Origin of the sequence: Catenulispora sp. MAP12-49, assembly GCF_041262705.1 — a bacterium.
In the GTDB taxonomy this organism is placed as follows: Bacteria; Actinomycetota; Actinomycetes; order Streptomycetales; family Catenulisporaceae; genus Catenulispora.
The window spans coordinates 194,946-210,746 of sequence record NZ_JBGCCP010000015.1; the positions used below are offsets into that span (position 1 = coordinate 194,946).

The window sequence follows — 15,801 nt, forward strand, 5'->3', positions numbered from 1 at the left end:
GCCCTCAGTCCTCGGTCGCGTCGTCTTCGTCGCCGCCGGCGTAGGCGAGCAGCGCTTCGCGTGTGCGGCCCCTGACGCTGATCCACGCCCCGTCGGCGACGTGTGCCAGGAGGTCGTCGCCGACGTACCAGGCGGTCTTGTACCAGTCGGGCGTGATGCGGGGGAGGGCTGTGAGGCCGGTGTCTTCCGGGGTCTCGTCGTCGGGTTGCCAGGCGGAGGTGAGGTTCTCGTCGTCGCCGATGATGGTCTCGGTGATCAGGGCTTCGACCAGGGCCAGGGACAGCTTGCCGGTCCAGGGCTCCCACTTCTCCTGGGTCTTGTCCGCCAGGTCGGCGCGGAGGTAGGTCGGCGGGTCGTCCTGGGTCAGGTCCTCGAGCAGGACGCCCCAGGCGCAGACGCCTTGGTTCTCCTCGCGGAAGACGAGTGCGCCTTCGTAGACGTCCAGTTCGTCCGGGGTGGTGAGCGGGTCCTGGTTGCGGGTGAGGTCGTCGCGGCGGCCGAAGAGTTTCAGGGCTTCGCGCAGGGCGGCGGGTAGGGGGTGGCCGAGGGTGGCGGCGGCTGCGTCCAGGTCGGTGTCGGGGTGGCCGTCGGCGGGGGTGAGGGGGCGTTCGGTCCAGTCGGCGGCTAGGACTTCGGCGACGTGCCAGGCGGCTGTGCGGTCGCCGGGGGTGGCGACGGCGTTTTGCAGTGCTGTGGATATGCGGGATGCGGCGGTGTCGGTGTCGGTGTCGGTGGCTGGGGCGGTCATGGGGCCACACCGTAGCGGCGGGGACCGTCAACATGCGGGACCATGGCGTATATGGAGAATGACGGGCTCGCGGTCGCGGTGATCGGGCTGGGCGGCATCGCCCGCAGTGCGTACCTGCCGGTGTTGGGGACGCGGGCTGATCTGCGGTTGCGGCTGATGACGCGCGATCGGGCGCGGCTGGACGCGCTGGGTGAGTCGTATCGGGTTCCCGCGGGGTGCCGGTTCACCGACCTGGACGCGCTGCTCGGCGAGGATCCGCCTCAGGCGGCTTTCGTCCATGTCGCGACGGTCGCGCATGTCGAGGTCGTCGCGCGGCTGCTCGACGCCGGGATCCCGACCTATGTCGACAAACCGCTGGCCGACACGCTCGCCGAGTCGCGGGCGCTGGTCGAGCACGCCGAGCGCACCGGGACGCCGCTGATGGTCGGCTTCAACCGCCGCCACGCGCCGGCCTACGTCGATGCGGCGCGGGCCCCGCGCGAGACCGTGATCCTGCAGAAGAACGAGGCGGACGCGCCGGGCGTGGTGCGTGACGTCGTGTTCGACGACTTCATCCATGTGGCGGACACGCTGCGCTTCCTCGCGCCCGGTGACGTCACCGACGTGACGGTCTCCGGCCGGGTCGAGGACGGGATGCTGGAGCATGTCGCGCTGACGCTGTCCGGACCCGGCTTCACCTGCTTCGGCGTGATGAACCGCCGCGCCGGTTCGAAGGGCGAGCGCCTGCAGCTCATCGGCGACGGGCACCGCCGGGACCTGCACGACCTGACCGAGGGGCCGACCGGCTGGACGCCGGTGGGGCGGGTCAAGGGGATCGAGCAGATCTGCGAGCACTTCCTCGCGGCGGTGCGCGGCCAGACGCAGTTTCCGGACTTGCAGGACGCGCTGGCCTCGCACGAGCTGTGCGAGCAGGTGGTCGAGCGGCTGGACGGGTGACGCCGGCCGCGTCGCGGGGGCGCGCGGCGGGAAGGTGAGTTGCTGATGAGTGAGCAGGGCGAGCCGGACGAGCGTGACGGAGGCGGGAGCGGCGGCGACGGCCGCGCCGATGCCGGCCGTTCCGACAGTGCCGCCCGCGGCGGGGGTGGCGGCGCCGGTGACTCGGGAGGGCGCGGCGAGTCCCGTGGACTCGACGAGTCCGGTGTCTCGGGCTGGCGCATCCTGTTCCCCTCCCCGACCCGCTTGGCCGTGGGCGTCCTCGGCCCCCTCCTCCTCACCACCGCCTACTTCATCCTCCCCTTCGAGGTGATCGGCCCGGACCACCCGGTCCTCGCCTGGGTGGTCCTCGTCGGCATCCTCGTCTTGTTGGCCATCGGCATGGTCGTGACCACCAGCCGCACCCTGGCCGCCCAGCCCGGCCGCTTCCGGCACCCGGGAGTGGCCATCCTGATCATGTCCTGGGCCGCGACCCTGGCCTTCTCCGCGAGCTACTGGGCCATGGCCACGCGCCACGGGGAGTTCGTCGGACTCCAGACCCGCCTGGACGCGCTCTACTTCACCGGGGTCACCATGGCGACCGTCGGTTACGGCGACATCCACCCGAGCGGTCAGCTGGGGCGCGCGGTGGTGCTCGTGCAGATCGTCTACACCTTCACCTTCCTGGTCGGCGGGATCACCGCGATCAGGACCCGGACACGGGCCCGAATGATGGATCGGATGAGCGGGGGTAAGTAGGCCCGATGCTCAATTGGCTCAGCAGTCTGCCGCCCGCCCTGATCTACGTCGTGGTGGGCCTTCTGGTGTTCGTCGAGGACGCCTTGTTCGTCGGCTTCGTGGTGCCCGGGGAGACGGCGGCGGTGATCGGCGGGGTCCTGGCGAGCCGGGGGACGGTGGACATCTGGGCGCTCGCCGCGGTGGTGGTGTTCGCGGCGATCGCCGGGGACAGTGTCGGGTACGAGGTGGGGCGCCACTTCGGGGAGCGGCTGCTGGGAACCCGGCCGCTGCGCGGGCACCAGGTCCGGATCGACAAGGCCCGGGCCCTGATCCGGCGCCGCGGGGCCGAGGCAGTGTTCCTCGGCCGGTTCGTCTCCTTCTTCCGGGCCCTGATGCCGCCGCTGGCCGCGATGTCGCATCTTCCGTATCGGAGATTCCTGCTCTTCAACGCGCTCGGCGGGGTGGTGTGGGGCATCGGATTCACTCTGTTGGGCTACTTCGCCGGCGCCGCCTACTCGCGAGTCGAGCATCTGGTGGGCGGGATCCTGGCCGGGGTGGTGGCGACGGTGGTGATCATCGGGCTGATCGTGTGGAGCGTCCGGCGCCACCGGGCCGAGCGGGCCGAGGAAGAAGAAGCCGATGACCAAGCCGATGACAAAGCGGAGGACGAAGCGGACGACGAAGCCAAGGACGAAGCCAAGGACGAGCCCGAGGGCGGCGTCACCCGCTGACGAGCTCCCCGTCCCGCGCGACGACCGTCCCGCCCCGCACCACCACCTCCCGCGCCGGCACGTCCACCACCACCTGCGCCAGGCACTCGCCGCGCACCAGGAAGAAGTCCGCCGGCGAGCCCACCCGCAGGTCGCTGACCGGCAGTCCCAGCAGCTCGGCGCCGTGGGCCGCGGCGGTGTGGAAGCCGAGTTCGAGGTCTTCGTCCACCCGCGCCCGCAGCGAGCGGGCCATCAGATGCGCCCGGTGCAGCATGTCGGCGTTGCCGAACGGCGACCACGAGTCCCGGACCCCGTCCGACCCCAGCCCGACCTGGACCCCGAGCTCGCGCAGCCGCCGCACCGGCAGCGTCCGGCCGGCCGGGGCGACCGTGGTCAGGCCGATGCCCGCCTCGGCCAGGTCCGCGGCCCGCCGGTCCAGCTCCGCCTCGGGCAGGCCGACCAGCGCGAAGGAGTGGCTGACCGTGACCCGGCCGCCCAGGGACAGGGCGCGGGTGCGCTCGAGGACCCCGTCGAAGACGTCGAGGCCGTCGCGGCCGGTGTCGTGCAGGTGCAGGTCCACGCCGACACCGTGCCGGTCCGCCAGCTCGAACATCAGGTCCAGCTGGCCGGTCGGGTCGTGGTCGAAGGCGATCGGGTCGATGCCGCCGATGAAGTCGGCCAGGCCGGCGCGCGCCGCCTCCCGCATGAGGTCGGCGGTGCCGGGGGCGACGTGCACGCCGTGCTGCGGGAAGGCGACGGTCTGGACGTCCACGATCCCGCGCAGCCGCTCCCGGGCCTCGGCCACGCCTTCCAGGCCGGCCAGGCCGAAGGCCGGGGCGACGTCGGCGTGGGCCCGCATCGCGCGGGTGCCCTGCGTGGCGGCGTGCGCCATGAGCCGATGGGCCCGCTCGCCGACCGGGGTCGGCAGGGTGCGGAACAGCTCCGCGTCGGCCTGACCGAGTTCGGCGATGCCCAGCGCACGCTTGCGGGAGACCCATGGCTCACCCCACGCCGTCTTGTCCGGGTGGATGTGCGCGTCGACCATGGTCGGCAGCGCGATCCGCCGAATGCCGTCGACGACCCGCGCGCCCGGCGTGTCCGCGACGGCGGTGCGGAACCGCGCGATCCGGGTGATGACGCCGTCGGCGACCACCAGGTCGACGGGCTCGCCGCCGAAGGGGCGGATCCCGGTGAAGACGGTCGGGGAAGCCATGGGTCTCCTTCTGGGTTCTTGTCCGGGGTTGATACAGGGGTTGATGCAGGGGTTGATGCAGCCCTACTTGGTCACGGCGTTGGCCCCGGCCTGAGCGTAAGTCTCGTCCATCGTGCCGCTCGGCGCGCCGGCCACGCCGATGCCGGCGATCGGGGCGTTGCTGCTGTCGACGGGGACGCCGCCGGCCAGGAACAGAGTGCCGGGGATGTCCTTCAGGGTCGGGTTCTGCTGCACCGGCATCGACGGGGCGGAGGCCACCCGTCGCATCCGCACCTCGAATCTGACCCCTGACGCGCCCCGCATCCTGGTCCTCACCACCTACGACACCGACGCCGACATCACCCGCGCCGTCGAAGCGGGCGCCACCGGCTACCTGCTGAAAGCCGAACCGCCGGACGAGCTCTACGCCGCCGTCCGGGCCGCCGCCGCGGGCCGCACCGCGCTGTCCCCGCCGGTCGCCAGCCGCATGCTGGCGCGGATGCGCTCGCCGAGACCCGCGCTCACCGACCGGGAGAAGGACATCCTCGCGCAGCTGGCGCAGGGGCTCGGGAACCGCGACATCGCGAAGCAGTTGTTCATCAGCGAGGCCACGGTGAAGACCCACCTCGGGCGCATCTACGACAAGCTCGGGGTGGACACGCGCGCTGGAGCCGTTGCGGTGGCTAAGGAACAGCGGTTGCTGGGCTAAGGCGTCAGGTGCTGGGGCGAAGTCTCAGTCCGCCAGCGCGAGCAGAAGCCGGGCACGCTCCGAAGCCGCCACGATCCGTGCCGGATCACTGCCGGCGGACAGCAGCTGCGCCAGGACGCGATGCGCCAGGCATGCGCGGAACGTCGCCTCGTCGGACGCGGCGACGGCGGCGCGCGCCAGGCTGTCGACGGCGGTCCTCGGCGCGCCGCCGATCACCGAGGCCAGCAGGGCCGTCAGATCGATGGTGCGCGTGCCCCGGCCGAAGCCCTCCAGGTCGATGACGGCCGAGAGCGCGCCGCCGCGGGCGAGCAGATTCGCGATGCTGAGGTCGCCGTGGACGAACTCCGTGCTCGGCAGTGCGGGGACCGGATGCGGGACCAGCGCGAGGGCGCGCGCGGCGAGGCCGGCCAGGTCCGGGTGGAACTCGTGCTCGGTGATGCCGCCGTTCAGGAACAGGGTGATCATCGCCGACCAGTCCCGGTCGGGGCGCGGCCGGACGTCGGCTTGCAACTCGATGGCGGCGGCTGCTCGGGCGAGGACGTCGGGGGACGGCGGGGCCTGCTCGGCGTCGGGGGCGAAGGCGGTGACCAGGAAGTGGCGCTCGCCGCCTTCACGTCCGACGCCGAGCGGGCCGTGGGCGAGGATCGGCGGCGTCGGATAGCCGGCCGCGCTCAGCGCGGCGGCCAACGGTTCCAGGGCTTCGAGTTGCGGGCCCCACCACGCGCCGTCCTTGACCTTCGCCACGGCCCGGTCGTCGCCGGAACCGAGGAGCTGGACGCTGTCGGTGCGCCCGCCGGCCAGGCGTCCGAGCACGGTCCAGGAACGTCCGGTGGCGCGGTTGACGGCGCGGAGGTCGTCGGGGATCAGACCGGCGGGTTGCTGTGCGCTGTCCTGGTTCGCCGACACGTGCAACAGGCGGTATCCCTGCTTCGACGCCGCGCGCTCGGCCGGGAAACCGGTGTCGGTGAGCCAGGTGTGCAGGGCGTCGGCGCCCATCGACTGTTTCAGGACGAGGTAGGCGTCGCCGCCGTGGGCCAGGCGGCGCAGCCAGCTGTCGAGCAGCTCCTGCATCGAGGAGCGGCCGATCTTGACCGGCGGATGCGAGTAGATGCGGTCGAAGCGCAGGGCCGCGGGCACCGTCTCCGGTTCGGCGACGACGACGTTGCGCGCGCCGGCCGAGGCGGCGTTGCGCGCGGTCAGGGCCAGGGCTCGCCGGTTGACGTCCACGGCCCACAGCCCGGCGTCGGGCTGCCGCACGCCCATCGCCACGGCGATCGGGCCGTAGCCGCACCCCAGATCGACGACGCCGGTGCACGCCGCGGGGGCCGGCGCGTGCCGGACCAGGATGCCGGTGCCCCGGTCCACGCGCTGGGCGCCGAACACGCCTTCCGCGCTGACCAGCGGTAGTGGTTCGGCGCGGCCGGGGACGTCCAGGGTCACGACGCGCTCGCGCGCGGGACCGTCGGGCTCGGCTCGCCAGTACTCACCACCCATGGCGCGAGTGTCGCAGGGTTCGGGGGATCGGGCATCCGGTTAAGCCGTCCGGATCGGTGGGGCGCCGGATCAGTGCAGCCCCGACCCACCCATGGAGTCCGGATCAGTAAGGTTCAGCCGTGACCTCGGATGAGACGGGCCCATCGGGCCAGACCTGCCAGACCTGGTTGATCGTCGGCCTCGGCAACGGCGGATTCTGGTTCGCCGGAACGCGCCACAACGCGGGCTTCTCAGTGGTCGAACATCTCGCGGAGCGCGTCGGCGCCAGGTTCCGCTGGGCCGGACCGCGGTGCCGGGTCGCGGAGATCGAGCTGGCCGGGCAGCCGGTCGTGCTGGCCAAGCCGCTGTGGAACATCAACAAGTCGGGCGGGCCGGTCGCGGCGTTGATGCGGGCGCGGCGGGTGGGGGCGATGCGGATGGTCGTGGTGCAGGACGATCTGGACTTCCCCTTCGGGAAGGTGTTGCTCAAGCGCGGCGGGGGCGCGGGCGGCCACAACGGGGTGCGGTCGGTGTCGGACACCGTGAAGAGCCACGAGTACACGCGGCTGCGGTTCGGCGTCGGGCGGCCGGCGAAGGGGCAGAAGATGGGCCGGTTCGTGCTCGGGAAGTTCGCCGACGCGGAGCGGGAGCAGATGCCCGCTTTGCTCGACCGGTGCGCGGACGCGGTGGAGATGTTGGTCGAGCAGGGGTTGTCCCGGGCGCAGACGGCGTTGCACACCGGGCAGCGTTAGGGGTTTCAACGGCCCCTGAGACCGTTCCGCAACCCGCGACAACTGGTCGAAGCCACCCTGTCGTGACAGCGTGTCAGGGTGAGCGAATCAGGGGATTGGGCGGCGCCTGGTTACACGGAGATCCGGGAGCTGGGCTCGGGGGCCACGGGGCGCGTCGTCCTCGCGCGCGAGGACGCGGGCGGACGGCTGGTGGCGATCAAATACCTGGCTGCGCGCCTGGTGGGGGACCATGTCTTCGCCGAGCGCTTCCGGCGCGAGGCCGAGCTCATGGCGCTGGTGCGGGACCCGAACGTGGTCGAGGTGTACGGGCTCGTGATCGCCCCCGACGGCCGGGGCGTCGCGCTGGTGATGGAGGCGGTCGAGGGACCGACACTGCGGACGCTGCTGGGCCGCGGCCACGGCTCGCCGGAGGCGGCCCTGTCGCTGCTGCGCGGGTCGCTGCTGGGGCTCGCCGCCGCCCACGACCGGGGCGTGGTGCACCGCGACTACAAGCCGGACAACGTGCTGGTGGACGCACGCGGCCGCAGCAAGCTGACGGACTTCGGCATCGCCTCGCCGGCGTGGCAGGGCGCGCCCGCCGAGGGAACGCCGGCCTACATGGCGCCCGAGCAGTGGAACGGCTACCCGCCGGCGCCCGCGTCGGACATGTACTCGGCGGCGGTGGTCTTCTACGAGTGCCTGACCGGCGTACGGCCCTTCCGCTCGGAAACCCTGGCCGAGCTGCGCACCCTGCACGAGTCGGCGAGGCCGCCGCTGGACCAGATCCCGCCACCGGTCCGCGCGCTGCTGGAGCGGGGACTGGCGAAGTACCCGGACCAGCGGTACGGGGACGTGCGCACCTTCCTGGCCGACGTCGAGGCGGCCGCGTTCGCCGGGTACGGCGCGGACTGGCTGGAGCGCGGTGTCAGGGACCTGGCTTACGTCGCGGCGGGCCTGGTCGCGGCGCTGCCGTTGCTGGCGCTGGCCGCGGGGACTACGGCGGGGACGATCGGGGTTGCGGGGGCGGCGGGCGCGGCCAGTGCGGTTGGGGCGGGGACAGCGGGCGCCGTAGGTGCTGGCGGTGCTGCGGGCGGCGCGGCCAGTGCGGTCGGAGCCGGTGCGGCAGGCGTGGGCGGAGCCGGTGTCGGTGCCGGGGCTGCCGGCGGCGCGGCTGGTGCGGGCGCAGGCGCTGCCGGAGCCGGTGCTGGTGCCGCAGGCCAAGCAGGCATCCAAGGCGCCATCCAAGCCGGCCAGGCCGGAGGCCAAGCCGTCACACAAGCAGCCGGCCACGCCGCCACCCAAGCCGCCGGTCACCTCGGTGCCCAAGCCGCCGGCCACGGTGCCGCGGCCCAAGCCTTCGGCGGCGTCGCGGCCGGTCACGGTGCCGCCGCGGCACAGACCTTCGGGCGGGTCGGCCACGTCGTCGCGGGCCATGCCGCCGTGCACGGCTCCACCGCCGCCGGGCAGGTGCTCGGCGACGCCTCCGGCCATGCGGCACAGGCCGCGCAGCACACGCGCCGGGCCGCGCGTTGGACTCGGCACGGTGCCAAGCTCATGCACGGCAAGGCGCTCGTGGCCACCGTCGCGACCGTGACGGTCGCCGCGGCCGGGACCGGGGTCGTGGTGGCGACGGCGGGGAGTGGCGGTGATGCGAAGACCTCTGTGGCGCAGGCGGAGGAGTCGGCGTTGCACGCTTTCGGGCGCGGCGACTATGCGGCCATGTGCGGGGAGATGAGTGCGGCGATGCTCAAGATGTACTCCGGGTCGGCGGGATGTCTGAAGATCATGGCGAGTGCCAATGGCTTCGTGTCCACCGTCGGTGCCTCGCTCGCCGATCAGCGCAAGGCAGCTAGTGCGGCGACCGTGGATGCTTCGCAGGTCACTGTCACCGGCGACACCGCTGTGGTGCCGGCCTCGGCGGTGCACGGGGACTTCGGCGACATCACGGTCATGGGGCAGAGCGTGCAGTTCCACATCAACGACGTCACCTGGGTGAAGGAGGACGGCCGTTGGAAGATCGGGATGCCCAAGAACCTGCCCAGTGTTCTGCCGACGGTCTTCCCGACCGACTTCCCCACGGACTTCCCGACGAACTTCCCCACGAACTTCCCGACCGATCTGCCGACCGACTTCCCGACTAACCTGCCGACCGACTTCCTGAGCGACCTCCCCACCGATCTCCCGACAGGCCTCCCCACCGGCTGACCGACATCACCAATTGGTAACGCCCGCAACGCCCCCGCTCGGGGACCCCGTTCTACACCGTATGAGCCGTGTCCCCAAAGCACCCGGCGGCGGACTGCCGGGCCTGGTCGGCAAGCGTGCGATCGCCCAGCGCATGCTCCTGCTGGCCGCCCTGGCGGTGCTCCTGCCCGCGCTCGTCCTGGTCACGCTCATCCGCATGCACGGCACCACCGCCGAGCGTGACGGCGTCCGCAAAGCGCTCAGCACCCTGCCCGACAGCGAGCGCACCGTCACAGCGCTCTACAACATCGGATCGCGCTTCCCCGCCGACCCGACCACGCGCGTGGCCTTCCTGGCCGGCATCGAGCAGCAGATCCACGCCGCCTTCACCGGGGTGGACGTCGATGTCGACCAGGAGACCGCGACCGCCCCCTACGGCGTCACCGGTACCGATGGAAGCAGCGCGGGGAATCAGGCAACGTACTCGGTCTACTTCCTCGGCTCCAACGAGGCCACCAAGCACGCCCGCCTCGTCTCCGGCACCTGGCCCGCCCCGGCCCCCGCCGGTGCGCAGCCCGGCACCGGCACCGCCTCGGGCACCGAGTTCGAAGCCGCGGTCCCGCAGGTCGCCGCCACCGCCAACCACTGGAAGGTCGGCGACGAGGTCGACACCCGGGCGCGCATGGACGGCGCGATGCAGCGCTTCAAGATCGTCGGCGTCTACGACCCGGTCGACACCTCCGGCGGCTTCTGGCAGGCCGAGGCCTACAAGGGCGCCGGCAAGGGCCAGGAGGACCTGCCCACCTTCGGGCCGGCGTTCGTCGACCCGAGCGTCACCGCCGGCCGGCTGCTGGAGGTCCGCCAGGAGACGGTGCTCGCGGCCCCGGACTTCAGCACCATCCAGACCGGGCCGGCCTCCACCCTGCAGAACCGCCTCGCGGTCCTCGACGCCTACCTGGCCGGCGCGGCGAACGCCGTCGACACCGACATCCACACCACGGTCGTCGACCCGCTCACCGCGCAGACCCAGGGCATCGACGGCGACCTGCGCATCAGCAGCCGTCTGAACCTGCTGCCGGTGGTCGAGCTCGCGCTGCTGGCGCTGACCGCGCTGGTCCTGACCACGCGCCTGCTGTCCGAGCACCGGCGGGAGACCGACGGCCTGCTGCGCGCCCGCGGCGCGTCGGTGCGCGGGCTGCTGCGCATCGGGATGACCGAGGGCCTGCTGCTCACCGCCCCGGTGGCGGCCGTCGCGCCTTTCCTGGCAAGGGTTCTGGAGCGCGGTCTGACCTCCAGCCGGTGGTCCGCCGCGCACGACAGCGCCCCGCCGATCTCCTCCGGCCTGTGGGCCGTCGTCCTGGTCGGCGCGCTGATCACGTTGCTGCTGCTGACCTTGGTGCCGGTGACGTCCTCGGCCAGCTTCGTCGGCGTCAAGCGCGAACGCAGCCGCTCACAGGTGCGCACCGCCGTGCAGCGCACCGGCGCGGACGTGGTCGTGGTCCTGCTCGGCGCGGCCGCGCTGTGGGAGCTCACGCGCTTCGGCGACGACCCCTCCCACAACGGCCCGCTCAGCCTGCCGCAGGTGGTCGCGCCGTCGGTGCTGCTGCTGGCCGGATCGCTGGTGCTGCTGCGGGTGCTGCCGCTGATCGTCGGTCCGCTGGAGTACGTGGCCGCGCGACGCCGGGCCGCGGTCGTGGCGCTGGCCGGGTGGCGCGTGGGCCGCATGGCCCGGACCTACGCCGCGCCGATGGCCCTGCTGATCATGGCGGTCGCGGTCGGGACGCAGGCCACGGTGTTCCTGGCCTCGGCGGACCGCTCCGCCGCTGATCAGGGTGCGCACTTGGTCGGCGCCGACGTCCGCGCCGCCGACATCCCCGGCGGGCATCTCGGCGTCAGCGGATCGTTCGCCGCCGTGCCGGGGACCGCCGCCGGGTTCGCCGCCGCCCGCGAGAACCTCTCCTTCGGATCCGGGACCGTGCAGCTGCCGGTCGACGTCCTGGGCCTCGACCCGGCACGCTCGGCGGGGGTCGTGGATCTGCGCTCCGATCTGGCCGGCAAGACCTGGCCCGAGCTGTCCGCGGGGCTGGCGGCGCGCGGCTGGGACCAGGACGGGCTGTCCGGGGGCGTGCCCTTGCCCGGCAAGCCGACCAGGCTGGCGATCGACGTCCGGTACCAGGCGCAGAGCGCGCATCCGACCGAGCCCGGCAGCCTCGGCGCGCTCGATGTCCAGGCCGAGGTGGTGGACGCCTACGGCGTCGGCTCCGTCGTGGACTTCGGCGGTCTCCCCGCCGCGGACGGCCAGACCCACACCCTCAGCGCGCAGGTCGCCGCCGAGGGCGGCACCATCGCCTATCCGCTGCGGATCACGGGTCTGTCGATCACGTACAACGCACCGCTGTGCGCGACCTACAGCTCGCAGGGCACTGTCGATCCGAACTGCAGCGTGCAGGCCGGCGGTCAGGGCAACGGCGAAAACATCACCATGGACGTCGGCAACCTGACCGCCGACGGACAGCCGGTCTCGCTGCCCGCCGGGGTCCAGGCGCACGCGGTCGGCGAGACGCAGCCCGGCAGCACCGATTCGGACACCTCGGGGACTGTTGCCGCGCCGAACGCCTACCAGGTCGGCACGACCTCCGGCTCCGGGCTCGTGCACTTCACCGAGTACTCCGGCTTCGGCGCCGACACCTCGCCGATCGTCACCCACACCCTGGACCTGTCCCGCTCCGCCGCCTCCTCCGCCGACGTCCCGGCCCTGGCCTCCGCCCAGCTGCTGAACACCCTCGGCCTGAAGGTCGGCGACTCCTACACCACCAAGGCGTTCGGGGCCGAGGTGCGCCTGCACTTCGTCGGCTTGGTGACCGCGATGCCCGCGCCGTACCGGATCGGGAATCCGGCTCCCGGCGCCCCGGCAGAGAACGCGGCGCTGGTCGTGCCGATCGGATTCCTGGATCGCGCGGACCTGATGGTCAAGGCGGTGGACGAGCAGATCGAGTGGTGGGCCAAGGCCGCCGGGGACACCACGCCGGCGCAGCTTGCCGACCGCTACCGCGCGGTGCACAACGGCGCCCTGGTCTCCGCGCCGACCGTCACCGACCGCACCAGCCAGGCCGCGGTGATCCGGGACGACCCGATCCGCAGCGCCATGAAGCTGACGCTGGTGATCGCGGCCGGCGCGGCGCTGCTGTTCATCCTCATCGGGTTCGCGCTGCACTCCGTCATCGCGCTGCGCGAGCGCACCACCGAACTCGCCCTGCTCAACGCCCTGGGACTGTCCCGGCGCCGCACCGCCGCGATGCTGCTGGCCGAGAACCTGCTGCTGGTGGTCCTCGGCATGGTCGGCGGCGGGGCGCTGGCGGTGCTCACGATCCGATCGGAACTGCCCTTGCTGATCCTCACCGATTCCGGACAGGTGCCGATCCCCAAACCGGTGGCCGTGGTGGACCTGCCGGCCCTGGCCGGGGTCGGCGCGGTGGCCGCCGTGCTGCTGCTCGGGCTGGTCGCGCTGGTCTCGCTGACCCGGCGCTCGGACGGCGTGGGCGGCACGCTGCGCCTGGGGGAGGACGGCCGATGAGGACGCCGCGCTGGTTCGCCGAACTCGGCCCGGCCCGCCTGGTGCTGGCCGCGCTGGCGCTGTTGGCCGCCGGGACGGCCGCCGTCGCGGTGGTGGTCCCGGCCGACACCAAGAAGTCCGACGCCTTCACCGTCAGTTCCCTGATAGGCCAGGCGCCCTGGTCGCACCGCGATCTGGTGTTCTCCGGCCCGCCGGTCTCCACCGACGCCGCGTACCCGAAGACCGCGTCCGACATCTCCTCGGTCGCGGCGTCGAACCTGGCCGCGCTGCCGGACGCCCTGAAGAAGCTGGTGTCGCAGACCTCGATCACGCGGCAGTACGACCACCTGCTGCCGGCCGTGAACCCGCCGGCCCACCTCGCCAACCCCGCCTGGCTGCGCTTCGACTGGGCGCCGCAGCTGGACGACAAGGTGCGCTGGATCGCCGGGGGGACGCCGGGCAAGGAAGCGGAACAGGACGTCTTCAACAGCTCCGACGGGTTCCTCACCGGCGTGAAGATGACGGTGCCGATCGCGGTGTCCGAGGCGACGGCGGACCGGCTCGGCCTGACCGTCGGCACGGTCGTGGCGACGGACACCACCGGCACCGGGACCGGCCCGGGCAACCACGTCGCGTTCACGATGTCCGTCCAGGTCGCCGGGATCTTCGCGCCCGCCGCCGGGGTCGGCGCGGACGACCCGCTGTGGCACATCGCCACCAAGCGCGATCCGGTGCTGACCACGGAGTGCCTCAACTTCAAGTGCGAACAGTCGGTCACCGTGTGGGAATCGGACGTGTTCGTCAGCCGCCCCGACGCGATCGCGTCGATCTCGGCCGGCGCCCGCGTCGGCGAGTACACGACGGTCTACGACTACGTCGTCGACCCCTCCCGCCTGACGCCCGCGGTGCTGTCGGCCGTCGGCCCGGCGCTGGACCAGGCGACGCTCGGGGTCAGCGACCTCAAGGGCGGCGTCGAGCTGAACACCGGGCTCAAGGACCTGGCCGCGGGCGTCCTGAGCACCCAGTCCGACAGCCACCAGCTGTCCGCCGTCGTGCTCGGCGCGCTGTCCGCGGGCGCGCTGGCGGCGCTGTTCCTCATGCTGCGCCTGACGGTGCTGCGGCGGGCCCTGTTCGTCGCGCTGTACCGGGCCCGCGGCGCCTCCCCGGTCCGGCTGGCGCTGCGCCACGCGACCCAGGTCGCGGCGGTCGTGGCGGTGTTCGCGGTCCTCGGGGCGGCCGGCGCGGTCCAGGCCGGGCACGGCACGCTGCGCGACCCGGCCGCGTGGTCCGGCGTGGTGCTGGTGACGCTGCTGACGTTCGGCATGGTCGGCTACTCGGTGCTCCGGGCCGGGGACCGCGTCGTGTCGGCGCGCCACGAGGCGGTCGGCGACACCGCGCGGGTCCGGCGGATCGTGCGCGACATCGGCCTGCTGCTGGCGGCCGGCGGCGCGCTGGCCGTCTACCGCAGTCAGGGCTCTGCGACCGCGAACGGCTCGATCGACTGGATCGCGGTGGCCGCCCCGGCGCTGCTGGCCTTCGCCGCCGGGATCGCCGCGGTGCGGCTGGTGCCGGCCTTGTTCGGGCCGGCGGTCCGGCTGCTGGCACGGCGCCGCAGCGTCGTCGGGTTCGTGGCGGCGGCGCTGTCCGGGCGCCGGGTGCGCGTGGTCGCGGCCCCGCTGGCCGGCCTGGTCGTCGTGGTCGCGGCCGGGATGTTCGCCGCCGGCTACGACGCCGCGGTGCAGCAGAAGGTGCGCGACGACACGGTCCGGTCCGTCGGGGCCGCGGCACAGGTCGACGCCCTGCCGGTCGGGTCGGTGTTCCCCGACGACTTCGCGGCCGAGGCTGAGAAAGTGCCCGGTGTGCGCGGCGTCTTCACCGGCCGCGCGGACGTCGGCGGGATCGCGCAGATCACCGACGAGGGCACCCCCGAGCCGCGGCCGATCACGGTGATCACCGTCGAGCCGGAGGCCTTCCGGAAAGCCGCTGCGGCAGCGCTGAGCGACGCTTCGGCGCGCGGGCAGCAGGTCCCGGCGAGCTGGCCGGTGCCCCCGAAGGCGGACGGGACCGTGACCGTGCTGGCCTCGCCGGGCCTGGCCGGTCTGTACAGCGGGTCGGTGTCGGTGTCCGAGACGGCCGGCTCGTTCAAGGCCGTCATCGGGGCGTACGCCGACGTGCCGCTGGCCGACTCCGTCGAGAACGTGGGCGGGACCGACTACGTCGTGGTGCCGGCCGGCGAGGTGCCGATGGTCGACCCCGGCAAGCCGAACGTCGCGTGGTTCGGTGCCGGCACCGGGTCGGTCTCGGCCTCGGCGCTGCGCGCGCTGCCCGGGGTGACGAAGGACTTCGACGTCACGATGCTGGCGGACGCGCAGTCCCAGGTGTACGCCGAGGGACGGGTGTCGGCGGCGCGGGACGTGTTCCATCTCGTCGAAGCACTCTGTGTCGGCTACTTCGCGTTGTGCCTGCTGCAGTTGCTGACCGCGACGCGGGCCGTCAGCCGTGACAGTGCTCTGCTTCTGCAGGTGTTCGGCCTGCGCGCGGTCCGCAGCCGGCTGGTCGCGATGCTGGTGCCGTTGCCGGTCGCGGTGCTCGCGGTCGCGGCCGGACTCGGCATGGGAGCCGGGCTCTCGCCGCTGCTGGGCTCGCGGAGCCGCGGTCCGGCGGGAGGGGCCGGAGGGACCGGGGACTCCGTGGTGGCGACCGGATCGATCGGCTGGGACTGGGCCGTGCCGGTCGTGGCGGTGGTGCTCGCGATGACGGTCGGGGGCGTGCTGCTGGACCAGATGCTGCGGCGGCCGATCGAGTTGTCCGTGCGGTTGCGGGACGCTGAATTCGAGTAGCAGGCCGGGAT

At 72.9% G+C, this 15,801-nt stretch carries 11 protein-coding genes and 1 pseudogene; 8 read left to right on the plus strand and 4 right to left on the minus strand.

Translation table 11 applies throughout. From position 1 onward, the window contains the following. Positions 1-4: 4 nt before the first annotated feature. The gene (locus ABIA35_RS26280; protein ID WP_370359687.1) at positions 5-748 is read right to left on the minus strand and encodes an SMI1/KNR4 family protein; all 744 of its coding nucleotides are present in this window, start codon (positions 746-748) and stop codon (positions 5-7) included. Positions 749-799: 51 nt separating this feature from the next. Between ABIA35_RS26280 and ABIA35_RS26285 the strand changes: the two genes are divergently transcribed. From ABIA35_RS26285 to ABIA35_RS26295, 3 genes are read left to right on the plus strand one after another with little or no spacing between them, the layout of a single operon-like run. Then, positions 800-1,684 carry a Gfo/Idh/MocA family protein gene (locus tag ABIA35_RS26285; protein WP_370359688.1) on the plus strand — a complete coding sequence of 295 codons (885 nt, stop codon included), beginning with the start codon at positions 800-802 and terminating at the stop codon, positions 1,682-1,684. A gap of 45 nt (positions 1,685-1,729) precedes the next feature. Further along, positions 1,730-2,419 (plus strand): potassium channel family protein, encoded by a 690-nt coding sequence (locus ABIA35_RS26290; protein WP_370359689.1) that lies wholly within the window; start codon positions 1,730-1,732, stop codon positions 2,417-2,419. Positions 2,420-2,424: 5 nt separating this feature from the next. Next, positions 2,425-3,129 (plus strand): DedA family protein, encoded by a 705-nt coding sequence (locus ABIA35_RS26295; RefSeq protein ID WP_370359691.1) that lies wholly within the window; start codon positions 2,425-2,427, stop codon positions 3,127-3,129. Here ABIA35_RS26295 and ABIA35_RS26300 read toward each other — a convergent pair. After that, positions 3,119-4,321: an amidohydrolase gene (locus ABIA35_RS26300; protein WP_370347180.1), complete on the minus strand. Its 1,203-nt coding sequence runs from the start codon at positions 4,319-4,321 to the stop codon at positions 3,119-3,121. The two genes, ABIA35_RS26295 and ABIA35_RS26300, sit on opposite strands and share 11 nt — an antisense overlap. 63 nt (positions 4,322-4,384) lie before the next feature. After that, entirely contained in the window at positions 4,385-4,555 is a 171-nt protein-coding gene (locus ABIA35_RS26305) for a heme-binding protein (protein ID WP_370359693.1), read from the minus strand. Between the two features lies 1 nt (position 4,556). On the opposite strand from ABIA35_RS26305, the pseudogene ABIA35_RS26310 reads away from it, so the two are divergent. Beyond that, a pseudogene (locus ABIA35_RS26310) lies at positions 4,557-5,009 on the plus strand (LuxR C-terminal-related transcriptional regulator); the annotation flags it as partial. A gap of 24 nt (positions 5,010-5,033) precedes the next feature. Here the strand turns inward: ABIA35_RS26310 and ABIA35_RS26315 are convergent. Then, entirely contained in the window at positions 5,034-6,503 is a 1,470-nt protein-coding gene (locus ABIA35_RS26315; protein WP_370359695.1) for a methyltransferase, read from the minus strand. Positions 6,504-6,622: 119 nt separating this feature from the next. Between ABIA35_RS26315 and pth the strand changes: the two genes are divergently transcribed. The 4 genes from pth (at position 6,623) to ABIA35_RS26335 (ending at position 15,790) form a co-directional block, all read left to right on the plus strand. After that, the gene (gene pth, locus ABIA35_RS26320; protein WP_370347176.1) at positions 6,623-7,234 is read left to right on the plus strand and encodes an aminoacyl-tRNA hydrolase; all 612 of its coding nucleotides are present in this window, start codon (positions 6,623-6,625) and stop codon (positions 7,232-7,234) included. Between the two features lie 78 nt (positions 7,235-7,312). Further along, positions 7,313-9,418: a protein kinase gene (locus tag ABIA35_RS26325; protein ID WP_370359696.1), complete on the plus strand. Its 2,106-nt coding sequence runs from the start codon at positions 7,313-7,315 to the stop codon at positions 9,416-9,418. A 61-nt stretch (positions 9,419-9,479) separates the two neighbouring features. After that, entirely contained in the window at positions 9,480-12,971 is a 3,492-nt protein-coding gene (locus tag ABIA35_RS26330; RefSeq protein WP_370359698.1) for an ABC transporter permease, read from the plus strand. Further along, positions 12,968-15,790, plus strand: coding sequence for a hypothetical protein (locus ABIA35_RS26335; protein WP_370359699.1), 2,823 nt, complete (start codon positions 12,968-12,970; stop codon positions 15,788-15,790). Before ABIA35_RS26330 ends, ABIA35_RS26335 begins: the two co-directional genes overlap by 4 nt. Positions 15,791-15,801: the final 11 nt, after the last annotated feature.

Excerpts from the sequence above, each read along its gene's own strand:
- ABIA35_RS26280 (WP_370359687.1), bottom strand. The coding sequence starts at position 748 with ATGACCGCCCCAGCCACCGACACCGACACCGACACCGCCGCATCCCGC.
- ABIA35_RS26285 (WP_370359688.1), top strand. The coding sequence starts at position 800 with ATGGAGAATGACGGGCTCGCGGTCGCGGTGATCGGGCTGGGCGGCATC.
- ABIA35_RS26290 (WP_370359689.1), top strand. The coding sequence starts at position 1,730 with ATGAGTGAGCAGGGCGAGCCGGACGAGCGTGACGGAGGCGGGAGCGGC.
- ABIA35_RS26295 (WP_370359691.1), top strand. The coding sequence starts at position 2,425 with ATGCTCAATTGGCTCAGCAGTCTGCCGCCCGCCCTGATCTACGTCGTG.
- ABIA35_RS26300 (WP_370347180.1), bottom strand. The coding sequence starts at position 4,321 with ATGGCTTCCCCGACCGTCTTCACCGGGATCCGCCCCTTCGGCGGCGAG.
- ABIA35_RS26315 (WP_370359695.1), bottom strand. The coding sequence starts at position 6,503 with ATGGGTGGTGAGTACTGGCGAGCCGAGCCCGACGGTCCCGCGCGCGAG.
- ABIA35_RS26330 (WP_370359698.1), top strand. The coding sequence starts at position 9,480 with ATGAGCCGTGTCCCCAAAGCACCCGGCGGCGGACTGCCGGGCCTGGTC.
- ABIA35_RS26335 (WP_370359699.1), top strand. The coding sequence starts at position 12,968 with ATGAGGACGCCGCGCTGGTTCGCCGAACTCGGCCCGGCCCGCCTGGTG.